The organism is Vreelandella aquamarina (genome assembly GCF_020075495.1).
GTDB lineage: Bacteria > Pseudomonadota > Gammaproteobacteria > Pseudomonadales > Halomonadaceae > Vreelandella > Vreelandella aquamarina_A.
The window spans coordinates 155,628-173,922 of the sequence record NZ_JABYQT010000004.1 but is presented as its reverse complement, the minus strand read 5'-3'; the positions used below and the strand labels follow the sequence as shown (position 1 = coordinate 173,922).

The window sequence follows — 18,295 nt, the reverse complement described above, 5'->3', positions numbered from 1 at the left end:
ACAAAACACAACTTTAGTAGCATCTGCTCAGCGCTTTTTTATTCATCAGAAAAACAGGAAGGAGAAAATCTGAAAACCGCTGTGTTCGCATAACGAACTATTATCCGATAGAATCGCGTATTACGCTTATTTGATTGGCGAAATCGATACACCTAGGCAGGGAAAACATGCTTGAAGATATTCTCGACCCTGAAAGCCGGGACTTTGTGACAGCGCTTGCCAGCGGCCTGGAAGTCATACGCGCATTCGACTATGAGCATCCACGGATGACGCTCAGCGAAGTGGCCACACGTACAGGCATGAATAGAGCAAAGGCGAGGCGCTTTCTGCTGACACTGCACTCCTTGGGCTATGTGCGTAAACAGCAGCGCTATTTTGAGCTCGCTCCACGGGTTCTGCAGCTGGGCTATGCCTTTTTATCGGCCAACAACTACCGTGGCGTCATTCAGCAATATCTGGAAGACATCACACTGGAAATCGGTGAGTCCTCCTCTTTGGGCGTACTGGATGGCGAAGACGTCATTTACGTCGCACGCTCAGCCGCCAAGCATCGCTTGATGGCCATTACGCTATCCGTGGGCACTCGATTACCTGCTGCGCATACGTCCTTGGGGCGGGTGCTTCTCGCCCAGCTCGATGGCGCTGAACTGGATACTTACCTGGCCAACCTCAAGCTGGAAAAACATACGGAAAAAACCATTACCGATATAGATAAGTTGAGGCATCAAATCATTACCGCACGTCAGCAAGGGTATGCCATCGCTGATCAGGAACTTGACCCTGGATTACGCTCCTTGGCCGTGCCTGCCTTTGATGCCAAAGGCCACCTGATCGGCGCCATCAATGTCAGCACAAACGCAGCCAGGGTAGATCTGGATACGCTGCTGGGTCGCTACTTACCTATCATGCAGAAAAAGGCTGCCCAAATCAGGCTGAACATCAATTAACCCCAGAGAAGATACTTTTCAGGCCTTGAAGGCTAAACCGCCATCTATTTTTTATAAGCCTTGATGATTGACTCTAACGCTACCAAGTATCCCTGTATGCCTAGTCCGGCGATGACGCCGTCCGCACGCAGCGAGATATAGGAGTGGTGGCGAAAGCTTTCGCGTTTATGCACGTTGGAAATATGCACTTCGATCACTCGGCCATCGAAGGCGTTGAGCGCATCCAGAATGGCCACCGACGTGTGCGTATAGGCCGCCGGGTTGATGATGATCGCCTGGGTACCATCAAGCCTTGCGTCATGAATGGCATCGATCAGCACGCCTTCATGATTACTTTGCTGACACTCGATGTCCCACCCGGCTGCTACCGCCTTTTCACGTAGCAGGCTGTTCACGTCGTCCAGCGTTTCAGCGCCATAGATTTCCGGCTGCCGAGTACCCAGCAAGTTGAGATTGGGGCCGTGAAGTACCAGAACACGTGGCGTAGTCGGCATGCGTATTTCCTTGTCTGTCCATCGCGTCTGGCGGTCAGTTACTCACCAACGCTTTAATAGCTTCATGCTACATTAGTACGCTTTAGAAATGCAGCAGGTTAGTTGGCCTATGACCCTCCCCCTCTATCTGGGCCTGCCCATGTGGGCCAACCAAGATTGGCAGGGCAGCCTTTACGCCCGCCATGCCAGAACCGATCTGCTTGGCGACTATGCCAGCGTGTTCTCGAGTGTCGAGGGCAACACCACCTTCTACAGCGGCGCGCCCAAGGCGCAAACGGTTTTGGCTTGGGCGCGGCAGGCCCCGCCCCACTTTCGCTTCTGCTTCAAGCTGCCGTCAAGCGTCACCCATGACCAGCGCCTGACCAATCTTGATGCGGCCTGGGCGTTTCTGGATGCCCTTGCCCCGCTGCATGATCGCCTTGGCCCGACCATGGTTCAGCTGCCGCGCGATTTCGGCCCTGACGAACTGCCGCACCTGGAGGCGCTGCTGGCTCGCTGGCCTGCGCATTTGCCTTGCGCCGTGGAGGTCCGACACCCGGCCTTTTTCCACAAGGGCGACGCCGAAAAAGCCCTTAACCAATTGTTGATAACTTATTGCGCCAATCGCGTGATGCTGGATGTACGCCCACTGTTTTCAACGCCTGCCGATGGCCACCCAGGGCTTGCCCACGCCCAGCAGGAGAAGCCGAAACTCCCGCTGCACGTGCTTTCCACAGGGAATTTTCCGGTCATTCGCTTTATCGGGCATATTGACAAAACCATCAACAAGCACTACTTCACTCCTTGGAAAGCCCGCCTCGAGCTGTGGATAAGTCAGGGGAAAACCCCTTTCTTATTTGTGCATACTGCGGATAATCGCGAGTCCCCTGACATGGCCCGAACGCTCTACAACACCCTTGGCAAAACCACCTGCCTGCCACCGCTTGCCCCCTTCCCCGGCGAGACACAAAACCCGCTGTTTTAGCTTAACGTTGATCGAACCTAACTGGCACGGGCTCGCCTGATCGGATAAATTGCGCATACTTTCGATAAGCACAGGCTCTCTGCGCCTATCGAACATGCGTAAATGGGGCGCATAGCGACTTATTACAATCTAACTAACTTGTAGGTGATGTATGGCAAAGCTTGCACATGCACAATGGTCATCGAAGATGGGCTTTGTGCTGGCTGCTGCGGGATCGGCAGTAGGCTTGGGGAATATCTGGCGCTTTTCGTACATGACAGGCGAAAGCGGCGGTGCTGCCTTCGTGCTGGTCTATCTGGCGTGTGTAACTCTGGTGGGCCTGCCCATTCTGGTGGCGGAGTGGATGATTGGCCGCCGAGGCCAGAAAAACCCGATCAATACCATGGCAGAGCTCGCCAGCAGCCACGGTCGCGCGCGCGCGTGGGCATCGATTGGCATCAGCGGCGTCTTGGCTGCATTTCTGATTCTCTCTTTTTACAGTGTGATCGGCGGCTGGTCGCTCAACTATACGCTGGGCTCGGTGATTGGCACATTCGACGGTCAGGATGCCGATACGGTGGGCGCTATCTTCGGCGATCTGCTGGACAGTCCTAAAACGCTGCTCATTTGGCATACCGCTTTCATGCTGCTGGTCATCGGGATCGTGGCACGTGGCGTCACCAAGGGGCTTGAAGCAGCGTCACGTATCCTGATGCCCGCGCTGATCGTTCTTCTCTTGATTCTGGTTGGCTATGGCATAGCAAGTGGCTACTTTGGTGAAGCACTGAGTTTCATGTTCAGCCCTGACTGGGAGGCGCTGAATGGTGGTGTTGTGCTTGCTGCCATGGGTCAGGCCTTCTTTACCCTCTCTTTGGGGATGGGCATCATGATGGCCTATGGCTCTTATCTGGGCGAAGACGTCAATCTGATCAGCACCGCGCGTACCGTTATCATTCTGGATACGGCGATTGCCCTGCTGGCGGGCCTTGCGATCTTCCCGATCGTATTCGCCAACGGGTTAAGTGCAAGTGAAGGCCCAGGCTTGATCTTCATTACCCTGCCTCTGGCGTTTGGCAACATGTCCGGCGGCACGATTCTTGGTCTGATGTTCTTCTTGCTGCTGACGTTTGCGGCACTGACCTCTGCGATTTCACTGCTGGAGCCAGTCGTTGAAACGCTGGAAGAGCGCACGTCCTTGAGCCGGATTGGCGCAACGCTGGTAAGTGCCATCGCGGTGTGGTTACTCGGGGTGGCCGCCCTACTGTCATTCAATGTCTGGTCCGATGTACTGCTGTTCGGCCTCAATATCTTTGACTTCCTCGATACCTTCACCAGCAAGATATTGCTGCCGTTGACGGGACTTGGCGCGATCATCTTCTTCTCGCTCTGCCTGGACAAGGAAGAAGCGCGCAAGGAACTTCGCTTGGATATCTATGACTTCACCCTGTGGAACCTGCTCGCGAAGTATGTCGCTCCACTGGGTGTCATTGTGGTCTTTCTAACCGGCTTGATCTAAACCGCACCTTGCCCTGCCAAACGGCAGGGCACGTATGGCCAGCAGCTTCCGGCTAGTGCAACTCGCTCTCTTGCGGCTCTTCTTCATCAGGCAAGGGAGCGATATCCCGCGACAACTTCTGAAATTCCCGATGCAGTTCTATTCCTCGCCGCGCTCTCAGGTTGCGCTGGGCGGCGCTACGCTGGCGCTGAACATGCTCGACGACTTCCATGCTCATGAAGATGTCCAAAAGCTCGCTTTTTACCGAGGTGATTCGTTCGACGTTTTTCATGATCGACGTGCCTCCAGGTGAATATGCCTTCGTCCACCTGCATCCGTGACGCTATCAAATGATGCAGTGCGGCACTTCACTTCTTACTATAACCTACTTGACAAAATGATGACGAAACAGGAAGAGATACCCCAACGCACTTTAAACGCTTGAGCGGTACGGGTTTCACTGCCCATTTTCGCCACTCCTCAGGCATACTGAGGCAAACGCCGTGGTAGCGGCAGAACAAACGAGGAGCTTATCGTGAGTCGCGCCCTGTTCGATGAAATGAGACGCCGCATGGAGCACTTTCGCCGCTCCGAGCAGAAGGTAGCGCGGTTTGTACTGCGCAATCCCGACGAAGTCATCCACATGCGTATCGTGGACCTGGCCACCGAGGCGGGCGTGAGCGAGCCGACCGTGGTGCGGTTCTGCCGGGCACTGGGCTGCAACGGCTTTCAGGATTTCAAGCTGCAGCTGGCGCAGATGCTGGCCTCCGGCAGCCAGTTTGCCCAGTTCTCGATGAACGACAGCGACTCGGTGGCGGAGTTTTCCCACAGTATCTTCGACTCTACCGTGGGCACCTTGCTTTCCGTACGCGACCGGCTCGACAACGATGCACTCGGCCGGGCGGTGAACGCCCTGGCCATGGCCAATCGGGTGGAGTTCTACGGTTTCGGGGCCTCGGGTGCGGTGGCCTTCGACGCCCAGCACAAGTTCTTTCGCCTGCAGATCTCCACCTCTGCCTACGCCGACCCGCACATGCAGAACATGTCGGCGGTGACCCTGAAAGAGGGCGACGTGGTGGTAGCCATCTCCCAGACCGGGCGTACCAAGGCGCTGGTGGCCAGCGTGCGCCTGGCCCGTGAAGCGGGCGCCACGGTCATCGGCCTGTGCCCCAGCGGCTCGCCGCTGGCCGAAGAGGTCAGCCTGCCGCTGTATATCGATGTTCACGAAGATACCGAGATCTACACGCCGCTCAGTTCACGCATAGCTCATCTGGTGCTGATCGATGTGCTGGCCGTGGGCGTTGCCAAGACTCGCGGGCCCAAGCTTGCCGAACAGCTCAAGGCGGTGAAGAAGAGTCTCAATACGCTGCGCTACCCCGAAGAGAACTGATCGCTGCACCGCCCGCGGCTCAAAGTGAACGCCTGTATGCACAGCCAGTGTGCTTGCTGTGCTAGACTAAGCGCCCATTTTCGATCCGGCAGCGGCTTTTATGGACGACGTCACGGCGATACTCGATCAGCTCAACACCGCCCAGCGCGAGGCGGTCAGCGCCCCCCAGGGCAATCTTCTCGTCCTGGCCGGTGCCGGCTCGGGTAAAACCCGGGTGCTGGTACATCGTATCGCCTGGCTGATGCATGCCGAAGGCCTCTCGCCCTACGCGCTGCTGGCGGTTACCTTCACCAACAAGGCCGCCCGCGAGATGCGCACGCGTCTGGAGGCGCTGCTGGGCATCTCCATGCGCCACGTCTGGGTGGGCACCTTTCACTCGATTGCCCACCGCCTGCTGCGCACCCACTGGCAGGATGCGCGCCTGCCGCAGAATTTCCAGATCATCGATTCCGACGACCAGCTGCGGCTGATCAAACGGCTGCTCAAAGACTACTCGATCGACGACGAGCGCTACCCGCCACGCCAAGTGCAGGCCTTCATCGGTGGCTGCAAGGAAGAAGGCCTGCGCCCTCATCAGGTCAATGTGGATGGCGATGGCTACATGGCGCAGATGGTCGAGCTTTACGAGCGCTACCAGCTGACCTGTGAGCGCGGCGGCCTGGTGGATTTCGGCGAGCTGCTGCTTCGAAGCCTGGAGCTGCTGCGCGACAACCCGCCGCTTCTGAACCACTACCGCGAACGCTTCGGCCACGTGCTGGTGGATGAGTTTCAGGATACCAATACCCTGCAGTACGCCTGGCTGAAGCTCTTGACCGGCATGCAGACGCCCATGACCGCCGTGGGCGACGACGACCAGTCGATCTACGGCTGGCGGGGCGCCAAGGTCGAGAACATCCGCCGCTTCGAAGAGGAGTTCCCTCAGACCCATATCGTGCGCCTGGAGCAGAACTACCGCTCGACCAGCGCCATTCTGGATGCGGCCAACGCCCTGATCAGCCATAACAGCGAACGGCTGGGCAAGAACCTGTGGACCGACGGCATCGAGGGAGAGCCGATCTCGGTCTACGCCGGGTTCAACGACCTGGAAGAGGCACGCTATATCGTCGATACCATCAAGGAGAAGGTCGATGAAGGCGTCAACCGGCGCGATATCGCGATTCTCTACCGCTCCAACGCCCAGTCCCGGCTTCTAGAGGAGACCCTGATCCGCCAGGGGATGCCCTACCGCATTTACGGCGGGCACCGCTTCTACGAACGCCTGGAAATCAAGAACGCCCTGGCTTACCTGCGCCTGCTGCTCAACCGCGACGACGACGCTTCCCTTGAGCGGGTGATCAACGTGCCTACCCGCGGTATCGGCACGCGCACCGTGGAGATTCTCCGTCTGCGCGCCCGCGAACAGAGCATTTCACTATGGCAGGCGCTGCATGATGCGCTGGGCGATGGCACGCTGAAAGGCCGCGCCGCCAACGCCGTGCAGACCTTCGCCAACCTGATCGAGCAGCTCGACAACGATGCCGCGGGCCTGACGCTGCATGAAATCATCGATCATGTCACCGAGCACACCGGACTGATCGAGCATCACAAGAGCGAGCGCGGCGAAAAGGGCCAGGCACGGGTGGAAAACCTCGAGGAGCTGGTCACCGCCGCGCGCGCCTTCACCCAGGGCGATGCCTTTGAAACTCCCGAAGCGGGTGAGGGCATGGCGGCACTCGAGGCCTTTCTTTCCGAAGCGGCGCTCAACGCCGGCGACCATGAAGCCGAGGAGTTCGAGGACAGCGTGCAACTGATGACGCTGCACTCCGCCAAGGGGCTGGAGTTTCCGGTAGTGTTTATCGCCGGGGTGGAGGAGGGTCTGTTCCCGCACAAGATGTCGATCGAGGAGCCGGGGCGGCTCGAAGAGGAGCGCCGGCTATGCTACGTGGGCGTGACCCGCGCCATGCAGAAGCTTTACCTGACCCACGCCGAAACCCGTCGCCTGCACGGCAAGGAAGTCTTTCCCCGGCCATCGCGCTTTCTGCGCGAGCTGCCGCCGCACCTGCTTGAAGAAGTGCGCCTGCGCGGGCATATCTCCCGCCCGGTGACAGCGGCGCGAACGAGCTTTGCCCAGCAGAGCGTCGAGAGCGATGGCGACCTGCCGGCGCTGCACGTTGGCCAGCGCGTGGATCATCCGGTGTTTGGCGAAGGGGTGATCCTCAATGCCGAAGGCGAAGGTGCCCGAGCTCGCGTGCAGGTGAGTTTCGAGGGTGAGGGGGTCAAGTGGCTGGTGCTTGGGTTTGCCAAGCTGACACCGCTCTAGCGCTACCTGCGGGGCGGGGAGCGGCTTGCCCAATAAAACATGATTAGCGCATACTGACGGGCGGACACTTGCGCTCACGTGCAATTACACAAAAATCATGCTTTCTCGGAGTTATGCCCGCCATGCAACGCCGCCAATTTTTGAAAACCGCCGGCCTGGGTGCCGCCGGTGTCGCCGCCGCGCCTTTCGTCAGCAGCGCCCACGCGCAAGAAACCTATACCTGGGACATGGTCACGTCCTGGCCGAAAAACTTCCCGGCGCTGGGTACCGGCGCCAACGACTTTGCCAAGCGCGTCGAGCAGCTCTCGAACGGTCGGATGACCATTCGCGTACACGGCGCCGGCGAGCTGGTGCCCGCTCTGGAAGTCTTTGACGCCGTTGCCGCGGGCACCGCTGAAATGGGCCACTCCACGCCCTACTACTGGCGTGGCAAGGTAGCGGCAGCGCAGTTCTTTACCGCCGTGCCCTTCGGCATGACCACCACCGAGATGAATGCGTGGCTGTATCACGGCGGTGGTCAGGAGCTGTGGGACGAGATCTACGCCAAGCACAATCTCAAGCCGTTTGCCGTGGGCAATACCGGCCCGCAGATGGCCGGCTGGTTCAAGAAAGAGATCAATTCCCTTGCCGACATGCAGGGCCTGAAACTGCGTCTTCCGGGCCTGGCCGGGGAAGCCATGAACGGCATCGGCGTCAGCACCGTCAACCTGCCGGGGTCTGAGATCTTCACCTCGCTGCAGACCGGCGTGCTGGACGCCGCCGACTGGGTAGGCCCCTACAACGACATGGCGTTTGGCCTGCACCAGGTGGCCGACTACTACTACACCACGGTGTGGAACGAGCCGACGGCCACCGTCGAGACCATGATCAACATGGACGCCTGGAACGCGCTGCCGGAAGATCTACAGGACGTCATCCGCGAAGCGGCACGTGCCTCCAACCTGGCGATGTTCACCGAGTTCGCCTACCGCAATGCCCAGGCGCTCGAAACCCTGGTCGACGAGCACGGTGTGCAACTGCGCGAGCTGCCCGAAGACGTGATTCAGGCGCTTTACGAGTCGTCGCAGAACGTGATTCAGCGCCAGGTGGAAAGCGATGAGGACTCCCGCCGTGTGTATGAATCCTACTCGGCGTTCCAGCAGGTGATGCGCCCGTTCAGCGATATCGGCGAGTATGCCTACTTCAAGGGTCGCGAACAGGTCACCGGTTAAGGCCTATTCCTTTCGACCGATGCCGACAGGGGCGCTCAGGCGCCCCTGTCGGCGTGCTGGATGCCCTGGTTCCATCAGCCGTGAACGGCGCGGATGCGGCCATTGTCGTCCAGCGCCACTCGCACGAAACGCGCCTCGGTCACTTTCTGGCGCTCTTCAAGGCGTCGAGCATGGGGCGGGCGCACCCACACCTCCACAATGATCCTGATCGAGCTGTGCCCAATCTCCTGTACCTGGGTATAGACGCTCACCATCGACCCCACGCGTACCGGACTCAAGAAATCCATCGACTCGATGGCCACGGTTGCCGTGCGCCCGCCGGCCTCGCGTCCTGCGGCAAGCTCGGCGGACTGGTCCATGTGATTGATCAGCCAACCGCCCGGAATATCGCCGTAAAGATTGGTATCCTGTCGAGAAGCCAGCAATTTCAGGGTGAGTTGGCCTTGAGGGGCCGGGGCATCGTCCAGATCGGTTTCCAAGAGTGTCATGAGTCGGTCGCTTAAAAGGTTTATTGTTGTGGTACTGCTGCATCGCAATATTATAAGGGCGCCAGATCAAGCATACGAGGAGAAACGTTTGAAGCGTATCGGTTTACCACGCAGCCGGGCCTTTCGCTGGCGCGCTGCTCTCGCCGTGGCGCTCATGCTATGCGCATCCATGGCCTTTGGGCAACCACAACCCATCAGCGGTACGCTCAGCGCCATCGGCTCGGATACCATGGCGGGTCTGACGCTGCGTTGGGCAGAAGCGCTGACCAACCGCTACCCGGAAGTCAGCGTACAGTTTCAGGCAACTGGCTCGGCAAGCGTTCCACCGGCCCTGACCGCTGGCACCACTCGCCTGGGCCCCATGTCGCGGCCCATGAATGAAGCGGAGCGCCAGGCATTCATCGACCGCTACGGCTATCCGCCGCTGGCGCTGAGAGTCGCCAAGGATGCCCTGGTGCTGGTGGTGCATCGCCATAACCCGCTGAACGCCATTACCCGCCAGCAGGCCGATGCCATCTTTTCCACCGATCAGGCCTGTGGCGCCAGCACGCCCATTCACCGCTGGGAAGAGCTGCCTGCGACCCGTGACTGGCCTTACGGGCATATCGCTCTGCATGGGCGCAACCTGGCCTCGGGAACCCACGGGCTGTTTCAGGCAGAAGTATTGTGCGGCGGCCATTTTCGGCCGGACATCAGCGAACATCCGGGTTCGTCGGCGGTAGTCGCTGCGGTGGGCGAGTCACCCAGCGCCATGGGCTACGCCGGCTACAACCATCTGACACCCATGGTTCACGCGCTGCGCCTGATCACTCAGGATGGGGCTGAAATCGCCCCTACCGAGCAGACCATACAGCGCAACGAGTATCCGCTGGCGCGCGACCTCTACCTGTATGTGAACCTGCCGCCAGGCGAGTCGCTGCCGCCTGCCGACCAGGCTTTCTTGTCCCTTATCCTCTCCGAGGAGGGCCAGCAGATTGCGCGCGCCGCCGGTTTCGTACCGCTACCTGAAAGCGAGCTTGCCACCCAGCTTGCCTGGTAAATCACCATCATCTAACTGTCATAAAAGTGATGTAGAGTAAGGAGAGTTCTTATGCAGACGATGGTCGTGACGCCTGTGACCCCGCTATGAAGTTGCCATGATCCCACCACGCGCGCCGGTTTCTCATCAGCCGCTACGCCAGCTCAAAAACCGTATTGCCACCGGATTGATTACCGCCGGCGGTATCGGCGTGCTGCTGGCCATTCTGGCCATCGGCGTCTTTCTCGTCTGGGAAACCCTGCCGCTGCTGGGCCTTGATCAGACGTTTGCGCTGGTCAAGCTGTCACCGCTGGCCTGGGGCACGCTGAAGGCCGCCCTTGCCGCCATGCTGTTTGCCCTGCCGATTGCGCTGGGAGCAGCCATGTATTCAGCCCTGTTCATGTCGGCACGCCTGCGTAGCCGTATCAAGCCTGCGCTTGAAATGATGGAAGCCATCCCCGGTGTGGTCATCGGGTTTATTGCCGGCCTGGTGCTGGCGCCCTGGGTAGAGCGTCATCTGGCCAGTACGCTGGTGGTGCTGGTGTGGCTGCCGCTGAGCGCAGGGCTGGCCGGGGTTCTCTGGCACCTGCTCTCCTCGCGCCTGCGCCAGGGCCTGCCGCTCTCCTGGGCCGGCTTGTGGCTGGTGCCCTGGCTTGCCGGCATGCTGATGCTGGCACTGTGGCTCGCCCCGCTGCTGGAAACCATGCTACCCGGTGGCGACCTTCGCCAGTGGCTGGAACAGCGCTGGGGGCTGGATTACGCCACGCGTAATGCGCTGGTCGTGGGCATCGCCATGGGGTTTGCCGTCATCCCCAGTATTTATGCGCTTGCCGAGGATGCACTCGCCGATGTGCCCCATGCACTGATGGAAGGCGCACAGGCGCTCGGCGCCAGCCGTTGGCAGGCACTATGGAAGGTCGCACTACCCGCGGCCGGGCCCAGCATCTTTTCGGCGGTGATGATTGGCGCCGGGCGCGCCGTGGGGGAAACCATGATCGTGCTGATGGCCAGCGGTAATACCGCCCTGTTCAGCGCCAGCCCCTTCGAGGGAATGCGTTCGATGGCCGCAGCCATCGCCATCGAGCTGCCCGAAGCCTCGCCCGGCGGGCTGACCTATCGCTACCTGATACTCGCCGCGCTGGTGCTGTTCATCTTCACGTTTCTGGTCAACACTCTGGCCGAAATGGTCCGCCTGCGCATGCGCCGCCGCTACCAGAAAGCGGGGCGCTACTGATGCGCCGTCAATTCACCGCTTCCTCCCTGCGCCTGCTCGACAGGCTATGGCCCTGGCTGTGCGCGGCAAGCGTTGCGCTGTCGCTGCTCATGCTGACGGCACTGCTTTCGCTGCTGCTGGTGCGCGGGCTGGGGCATTTCTGGCCCGCTACGCTTGAAGAGGTCACGCTGCGCTCCGGCGAGGTGGTAACAGGCGAGGCCATCCGCGAAACATCACTGCCTCAAGAGGCCGGCGCTGAACGCCTCTACTTCACGGGCAATCGCGATGTGTCGGGCGCCAACTGGCGCTGGCTGGCGCTGGACGATATTGTCCAGCGCACCACGCCTGAGGCGCTTGTTCGCCTGGAACGCACCCCCTGGGGCGACTTCATCGGCCGCCTGGTCGGCATAGACGCAGAAGGCGAACAGCTCGAGGGCCAGCCGGCCTGGGAGTACCTGACCGCTGCCCTGGCGCTGCCCGCCAGCCAGCGCCCGTCGGGAGAGCTGGTCCTGGCCACCGCCGACGGACAGATCCTGCGTCAACCGCTGGCCAGCATCAGCCACGCGACGGCTCCCAATGCCATGACGTGGTGGCAGAAAACCAGCGCCTGGGGCCAGCGCGTCTGGCAGTTCTTGAGTGAGGGCCCACGGGCCGCCAACACCAGCGGCGGCGTCTGGCCGGCCATCTTCGGCACGCTGCTGATGGTGATCCTGATGTCGGTCATCGTGACACCTTTTGGCGTGCTGGCGGCAATCTATCTTAACGAGATCGCCCATCAAAACCGCCTTACCCGTCTGGTCCGCATCGGTGTGCGCAACCTGGCCGGTGTACCCTCCATCGTCTACGGCGTGTTCGGCCTTGGCGTATTCGTCTATGGCATCGGCGGCTCGCTGGACAGCTGGTTCTTCAGCAATACCCTGCCCTCGCCCACGTTCGGCACGGGCGGGTTGCTGTGGGCGTCTCTGACGCTGGCCCTGTTGACGCTTCCGGTGGTGATCGTGGCCACCGAAGAGGGCCTGGCGCGGATTCCCGATGCCCAGCGTGAAGGCGCCGTGGCCCTGGGCGCCACGCGCCTGGAAATGCTGATGCGTATCGTGCTGCCCATGGCCGTTCCCGCCATGCTGACCGGGGTGATTCTGGCCGTGGCCCGCGCCGCCGGCGAGGTGGCGCCACTGATGCTGGTGGGTGTGGCCAAGCTCGCCCCCCAGATGCCGGTCGACGGTGAATTTCCCTACCTGCACCTGGAGCGCAAGTTCATGCACCTTGGCTATCATCTGTTTGATACCGCCTTTCACGGCGAAGATGTGCAGGCCGCCATGCCGCTGGTATATGCCACGGCCCTTCTTTTGGTGCTGATCGTGCTGGTGCTTAATCTAACTGCCATATTTCTGCGTCATTATTTCAGGCGCCAACGGGGAAACGAATGCTAGCGTCATTAGACTCAGCCAACGCTTCACAGGCGCCGGTGACGCACTTTCCAGCCGAGCACCGCGCCCTGAGCATCGAGCGCTTCAGCCTTGCCTATGCAGGCAAGCCGGCGCTGCGCGAGCTTAGCCTTGATGTGCCGCGTCATCGGGTAACCGCGTTCATTGGCCCATCCGGCTGTGGAAAATCGACGCTTTTGCGCGCCATCAACCGCCTGCACGATCTCAATGAGAGCGTCGAGCACAGCGGGCGGATCGAGCTCGAGGGCCAGGATATCTACGCCCCCAGGACCAACGTGACCGAGCTTCGCCGACGGGTAGGCATGGTGTTCCAGACGCCCAACCCGTTTCCCATGTCGATCTATGAGAACGTCGCCTTTGGCCTGCGCCTGCAGCACCGTCTGCCCAAGCGCCAGCGCGACGACATCATCGAGTGGGCACTGACCTCGGCGGCATTGTGGGACGAGGTAAAGGACCGCCTGCATCGCTCGGCCTGGCAGCTCTCCGGCGGACAGCAGCAGCGTCTGGTCATCGCCCGCACGCTGGCCGTTCAGCCCGACGTGCTGCTGCTCGACGAGCCGGCATCGGCACTGGACCCTATTTCAACCCTGAAGATCGAAGAGCTGATCCGCAACCTCAAGTCGCAGCTGACGCTGATTCTTGTCACGCACAACATGCAGCAGGCCGCCCGCGTATCCGACTACACCGCCTTCATGCACGGCGGCGAGCTGGTCGAATACGGGACGACCGATCAGGTCTTCACCAACCCGCGCTTGCAGCGCACCGAAAACTACATCACCGGCCGCATGACGTGAACCATCATCAGGCCTAACCGACAAGCCATCAGGAGCGCTCAATGGATATTACGAGCAATACCCACAGCCAACATATCTCGCGCCAGTTCAATCAGGAACTGGAAGAGCTGAAAACCCACCTGATGGCCATGGGCGGCCTGGTGGAGAAGCAAGTGCAGGACGCCGTGCACGCCTTGCTGGAAGGCGACACCCGCCTGGCCGAGAAGGTTCGTGACAATGATCGTCAGGTGAACGAACTGCAGCTGCAGATCGATGACGAGTGTACACGTGTGCTGGCACGCCGCCAGCCGGCGGCGTCCGACTTGCGCCTGGTACTGGCGGTCATTCGCGCCACTTCGGATCTCGAGCGCATTGGTGACGAGGCCAGCAAGATCGCCCGCAATGCGCTGCTGTTGAGCGAAAATACCAGCACCGTACGCGGTCTGATCGAGGTTCGCCATATCAGCGAGCACGTGCGCAAGATGCTGCGCGATGCGCTGACCGCATTTGCCCGCTTCGACACCGAGCTTGCCATGCAGGTCGTGCATGAGGATGAGCTGGTGGACGATGAGTATGGCAGCGCCATGCGCTCGCTGATGACCTTCATGATGGAAGACTCCCGCGCCATCAGTTCGGTTCTCAGCATCATGTGGGTACTGCGCGCCCTGGAACGGGTGGGCGATCATGCCAACAACCTGGCAGAGTACGTGGTGTATCTGGTGAAAGGCCTGGACATCCGTCATAGCGACCTGGGCAGCGTGGATCAGAAGATGCTGAAAAAGCCTTGACCCACCCGGCAATTCCTCATGCAATACGTCCGGGCTGATGCCAGCCTGGACGCCGATTCATGAGGACACAGTACCATGTTGAATGCCATGACAGCGCTCGGCCAGGGCACGCGCCTGGTCTATCAAAAGGGGTTGCGGCGATATATCTTTCTCCCCATTCTGGTCAATGTCATCGTTTACGCGACGCTGTTGAGCGTCGTCATCACCCGCTTCTCGGGTTGGCTGGATCACTGGATGTCACTGGTGCCCGGTTGGCTTGACTGGCTCTCCTGGCTGATCTGGCCGTTGTTCGTAATCAGTCTGCTGGCGGTGGTGTTTTTTACCTTTACGCTGATCACCCACCTCATTGCCGCCCCCTTCTACGGCTTTCTTGCCGCCAAGGTGGAAGTGCAGGCCACCGGACACATTCCGCTGGATGACAGGAGTCTTGCCAGGACCGCCATCGATGCGCTGGGCCGAGAGCTGGTCAAGCTGGCATATATCGCGCCCCGGGCCATTGCCCTTTTCGTCATCAGCTGGATTCCCGGCGTGAACCTTTTCGCTCCACTGCTCTGGGGGCTGTTTTCCGCTTGGATAATGGCGATTACCTATCTGGATTATCCGATGGATAACAACAAGGTCGCCTTTAGCGACATGCGCCGGCGGCTTTCCAACCACTGGTGGCAAAGCTTGACCTATGGCGGACTGGTCACCCTGATCACCTGGATACCGCTTGCCAACCTGTTCTTGATTCCAGGCGCCGTGGCGGGGGCGGTATTGATGTGGGATCAGCACTATCGAACAGCGCGTGAGCTGACGGCACAGGACACGACCGATCGCCTACGCCATAACGCAAAGACCCCGCCGTAGCGGGGTCTTTCACACTCTTGTGGATACAACGTTCAGCTTACCACTCCGTGCTGTCACCCTCATCGCGCGTCAGGTCGGACGTGTTGAAGGTGTTGCGGTTGCCGCCGTGGTCACGTGAGCCGTGCTCACTGCGCTCATGCTGGCTGGACGGCGTGTAGTTGGAGTTCATGCGGTCACGCTCACCATGGTTCAGCTCGGTTGACGAATAGCTGGCGGCGCCGGATTCGTTGGTCGACTGCGGCTTGTCTTGAACTTCACCCACCCCACGATCCTTGTTGAGCTCGATGGACATATGTGCAAATGCCATCGGGCTTGCAACGAGGCCCAGGGAAACGCCCAGAATACCTGCTTTCTTTACCATTGCCTTGGTCAACATGACTGACTCCTGAATAAATAAGACTGCTAAAAACTATACAAATAGTATACATACAAAAAAACATCTTGCACAATAATTATAGCATTATCAGTGCCAGGATATCTCTTTTATATAAAAACCTAATTATTTCAAAATCTTGTCAATAAAAATGATGCACAAGAAACAGCCGCCCAAAAGCATAGCGTGCTAAATTACTGTGTAAAAGGAACACATGCGCCTAAAGTATATGGGTAGTTATGACACACAAGGGAACGGCTTCGCGCCGTGGCATGTTCAGCTGATCAGACTCACGATGCTTGGCAAGGATAGATCTAGAGATGCTCGGCAAAAAAGATCTACAAACGCAGTAGCCATAAAACGCCAGCCACAAAAAATCAGACCCCGCCTTGGCAGGGTCTTGATCGCTGTACTGCTGGACAATATCTAACGCTAGCTTCCTATCCTTTTGCGGGGCTCCAACCTTGGAATTTACCCTGACTAACGTTGTGACTGTCGCTTGATTCAATCCTTGAATCGCTTGCTATCCCTACCGTGGGACTTCCTTGTCCCGCATACGCCCGCTCCTGGGCGAAGAACTGCAATAACTTATGACCAACAATTACTGATCAGTGGTAACTGAACTGTTTTCCTTGGGCAGATCGTCAGATTCGAAGGACGTATCGCCACCTGATGTTTCGCCAGTCGGTCCTGAACCCATCGGATCATTATCGGTGTGGGTAGAGGAGTGCGACGAGCCCATGCCGTCTGTCGCCGTTGCTGAATCGCCTTCTTCATGCATCAGATCATTCTGATCATAAGTGGCAGAATCTGCACCCGCGCCAGTTGAATGAGTTTCCATTGGCTCTTCGTCTGCTGTGATATTGCCGCTTGGGTTAGCTGGCTCTTGAGCAAAGGCAAAAGGGCTTGCCATAAGACCAAAGGTTACGCCTAAAATACCAGCTTTCTTGAGTAGTTCCTTGGACATCATGTTCCGTCTCCTAGATCGCTGTGAATACCGCTTAGATTCAAGGAAGTGCCTTCCTGGCTTACCATTTCCTGCGGTAATCTTCCTTGCCTAGAGTATTGCATGGGCGATGCCAAGAAACCCAATTAACAGATAAATAATTTTAAAATCAAAAACTTAAATAAAAAACAAATTGGCATTCATGCGCTGTTACAAGCCATAGAGTGCGATTTTACTGGTTAAAAATGACACATGAGCAGGCTTTGACCATAGTTGTCGGCCACCCTGGCACATTTGTACAAGACCTTTAACAAACGACGCCCTGTCTTCAGTCTTGAATCAGCCGATTGGCGGGAAAGATACACCGAAAAAGCGCCCCTTCATCGGGGTGGGATTCGACCTGGAGCTGCGCATCGTGGCGCAGCAGTACATGCTTGACGATGGCAAGGCCAAGGCCCGTACCACCGGTAGCCGTACTGCGTCCTTTATCGACACGATAGAAACGCTCGGTCAGGCGTGGAATATGCACCGGATCGATGCCTTCACCGTCATCTTCCACTTCGATGCAGGCGCCGCCGTTATCCATGGCGGCCCAGCGCAGGGTGATCTGGCTACCCGCCGGGGTATAGCGCACGGCATTGAATGCCAGGTTGGAAATGGCGCTGCGTATCTCCTGCTCACTGCCCAATAGCCGGGCATCACTTTCAACGACCACCTGAACCATATGCTTGTGATGCGAAAGGGCGAGTGCATCCTGGCAGACGCTGTTCAGCAGCGTCTCGACCGAAAGTGGCTGATGATCCTGCCCGCCCTGATCGATCTCCAGGCGCGAAAGCAGCAGTAGATCATTGACCAGGTTCTGCATTCGCTGAGTCTGGTCCTGCATCTGCTCGATGCCACGCCCTAGACGCGGCGGCAATTGCTCGGCGAGATCACCATAGGTTTCCAGATAGCCCGACAGCACCGTCAGCGGCGTGCGCAGCTCATGAGAGACATTGGCCACGAAATCACGCCGCATCTGTTCAAGGCGGTGCAGACGCGTGATGTCCCGCGCCATGACCAGGCGTTCATCATCGCCATAAAGAGTAATCTGATACTGCAGGATACTGCGTTCATCAATGGGTGAGGCAAGCGTCAGCGGCTCGCCATATTCGCGCGCATTGAAGTAGCTGATGAAACGAGGGTCGCGCAGCAGGTTGGTAATATGCTGGCCGCGGTCATGGGCAGTTTGAAGGCCCAGCATGTCAGTGGCGGCGCTGTTCCACCACTCGAGGTCGCCATGGCGGTCCAGCATTACCACGCTGTCACGCATGGCCTCCGAGGACTCTTGAATGCGCGCCAGCGTGGCCCGCAGACGCCCCTGGGTGATGCGCTGGCTTTTCTGATAGCGGTAGAGACGGTCGAGCAGCTCGCCCCACATGCCGCCGGCAGCCGGCGGCTCCTCGTGAGGGTTGAGCGTCAACCAATGAAATAGCGTGCGCAGCTGGCGCAGATGATGAAACAGGCATACACCCAGTCCGGCCGCCAGCCCTAGCCCGGCCGACCCCAACAGCCAGCCTACGCAAACTCCAATAGTCGCCAACCAGGCAATGCGCCACAGCTCACGACTCCATAGACGCATGC

General features: G+C 59.0%; 18 protein-coding genes. 12 read left to right on the top strand and 6 right to left on the bottom strand.

The genetic code is table 11. The features are described 5' to 3' along the window. Positions 1-167 precede the first annotated feature (167 nt). The gene (locus HW452_RS08335) at positions 168-947 is read left to right on the top strand and encodes an IclR family transcriptional regulator domain-containing protein (RefSeq protein WP_224105644.1); all 780 of its coding nucleotides are present in this window, start codon (positions 168-170) and stop codon (positions 945-947) included. Between the two features lie 44 nt (positions 948-991). Here HW452_RS08335 and aroQ read toward each other — a convergent pair whose 3' ends face one another. Next, the gene (gene aroQ, locus HW452_RS08330; RefSeq protein ID WP_224105643.1) at positions 992-1,441 is read right to left on the bottom strand and encodes a type II 3-dehydroquinate dehydratase; all 450 of its coding nucleotides are present in this window, start codon (positions 1,439-1,441) and stop codon (positions 992-994) included. Positions 1,442-1,550: 109 nt separating this feature from the next. Between aroQ and HW452_RS08325 the strand changes: the two genes are divergently transcribed. After that, a complete protein-coding gene (locus HW452_RS08325; RefSeq protein ID WP_224105642.1) occupies positions 1,551-2,405 on the top strand; it encodes a DUF72 domain-containing protein in 855 nt (284 codons plus the stop codon). Between the two features lie 151 nt (positions 2,406-2,556). Continuing rightward, the gene (locus HW452_RS08320; RefSeq protein WP_224105641.1) at positions 2,557-3,900 is read left to right on the top strand and encodes a sodium-dependent transporter; all 1,344 of its coding nucleotides are present in this window, start codon (positions 2,557-2,559) and stop codon (positions 3,898-3,900) included. Between the two features lie 52 nt (positions 3,901-3,952). On the opposite strand, the gene HW452_RS08315 is transcribed toward HW452_RS08320, so the two are convergent. Beyond that, positions 3,953-4,171, bottom strand: a complete 219-nt coding sequence (locus HW452_RS08315) for a PA3496 family putative envelope integrity protein (RefSeq protein ID WP_224105640.1) — start codon at positions 4,169-4,171, stop codon at positions 3,953-3,955. Between the two features lie 243 nt (positions 4,172-4,414). Between HW452_RS08315 and hexR the strand changes: the two genes are divergently transcribed. From hexR to HW452_RS08300, 3 genes are all read left to right on the top strand, one after another. Then, the gene (gene hexR, locus HW452_RS08310; RefSeq protein WP_106374676.1) at positions 4,415-5,269 is read left to right on the top strand and encodes a transcriptional regulator HexR; all 855 of its coding nucleotides are present in this window, start codon (positions 4,415-4,417) and stop codon (positions 5,267-5,269) included. A gap of 100 nt (positions 5,270-5,369) precedes the next feature. Continuing rightward, positions 5,370-7,568, top strand: a complete 2,199-nt coding sequence (uvrD, locus tag HW452_RS08305; RefSeq protein ID WP_224105639.1) for a DNA helicase II — start codon at positions 5,370-5,372, stop codon at positions 7,566-7,568. A gap of 122 nt (positions 7,569-7,690) precedes the next feature. Further along, positions 7,691-8,779, top strand: coding sequence for a TRAP transporter substrate-binding protein (locus tag HW452_RS08300; RefSeq protein WP_224105638.1), 1,089 nt, complete (start codon positions 7,691-7,693; stop codon positions 8,777-8,779). A gap of 74 nt (positions 8,780-8,853) precedes the next feature. Here HW452_RS08300 and HW452_RS08295 read toward each other — a convergent pair whose 3' ends face one another. Further along, positions 8,854-9,267 (bottom strand): acyl-CoA thioesterase, encoded by a 414-nt coding sequence (locus HW452_RS08295; RefSeq protein ID WP_224105637.1) that lies wholly within the window; start codon positions 9,265-9,267, stop codon positions 8,854-8,856. 88 nt (positions 9,268-9,355) lie between these two features. On the opposite strand from HW452_RS08295, the gene HW452_RS08290 reads away from it, so the two are divergent. The 6 genes from HW452_RS08290 (at position 9,356) to cysZ (ending at position 15,353) form a co-directional block, all read left to right on the top strand. Continuing rightward, positions 9,356-10,306 (top strand): PstS family phosphate ABC transporter substrate-binding protein, encoded by a 951-nt coding sequence (locus HW452_RS08290; protein WP_224105636.1) that lies wholly within the window; start codon positions 9,356-9,358, stop codon positions 10,304-10,306. A 97-nt stretch (positions 10,307-10,403) separates the two neighbouring features. Continuing rightward, positions 10,404-11,519: an ABC transporter permease subunit gene (locus HW452_RS08285; protein WP_224105635.1), complete on the top strand. Its 1,116-nt coding sequence runs from the start codon at positions 10,404-10,406 to the stop codon at positions 11,517-11,519. Continuing rightward, positions 11,519-12,928 carry a phosphate ABC transporter permease PstA gene (gene pstA / locus HW452_RS08280; protein ID WP_224105634.1) on the top strand — a complete coding sequence of 470 codons (1,410 nt, stop codon included), beginning with the start codon at positions 11,519-11,521 and terminating at the stop codon, positions 12,926-12,928. The genes HW452_RS08285 and pstA overlap by 1 nt, the downstream gene beginning before the upstream one ends. After that, positions 12,922-13,737 (top strand): phosphate ABC transporter ATP-binding protein PstB, encoded by an 816-nt coding sequence (gene pstB, locus HW452_RS08275; protein ID WP_224105633.1) that lies wholly within the window; start codon positions 12,922-12,924, stop codon positions 13,735-13,737. The genes pstA and pstB overlap by 7 nt, the downstream gene beginning before the upstream one ends. A 41-nt stretch (positions 13,738-13,778) precedes the next feature. Next, positions 13,779-14,504, top strand: a complete 726-nt coding sequence (gene phoU, locus HW452_RS08270; RefSeq protein ID WP_224105632.1) for a phosphate signaling complex protein PhoU — start codon at positions 13,779-13,781, stop codon at positions 14,502-14,504. A 75-nt stretch (positions 14,505-14,579) separates the two neighbouring features. Beyond that, positions 14,580-15,353, top strand: a complete 774-nt coding sequence (cysZ, locus tag HW452_RS08265) for a sulfate transporter CysZ (RefSeq protein WP_224105631.1) — start codon at positions 14,580-14,582, stop codon at positions 15,351-15,353. Positions 15,354-15,390: 37 nt separating this feature from the next. Here the strand turns inward: cysZ and HW452_RS08260 are convergent, their stop codons facing one another. From HW452_RS08260 to phoR, 3 genes are all read right to left on the bottom strand, one after another. Further along, positions 15,391-15,729, bottom strand: a complete 339-nt coding sequence (locus HW452_RS08260; protein WP_224105630.1) for a hypothetical protein — start codon at positions 15,727-15,729, stop codon at positions 15,391-15,393. Between the two features lie 598 nt (positions 15,730-16,327). Continuing rightward, on the bottom strand, positions 16,328-16,696 hold the full coding sequence (locus HW452_RS08255; protein WP_224105629.1) for a hypothetical protein: 369 nt from the start codon (positions 16,694-16,696) through the stop codon (positions 16,328-16,330). A 304-nt stretch (positions 16,697-17,000) separates the two neighbouring features. Further along, entirely contained in the window at positions 17,001-18,293 is a 1,293-nt protein-coding gene (gene phoR, locus HW452_RS08250) for a phosphate regulon sensor histidine kinase PhoR (protein ID WP_224105628.1), read from the bottom strand. Positions 18,294-18,295 lie beyond the last annotated feature (2 nt).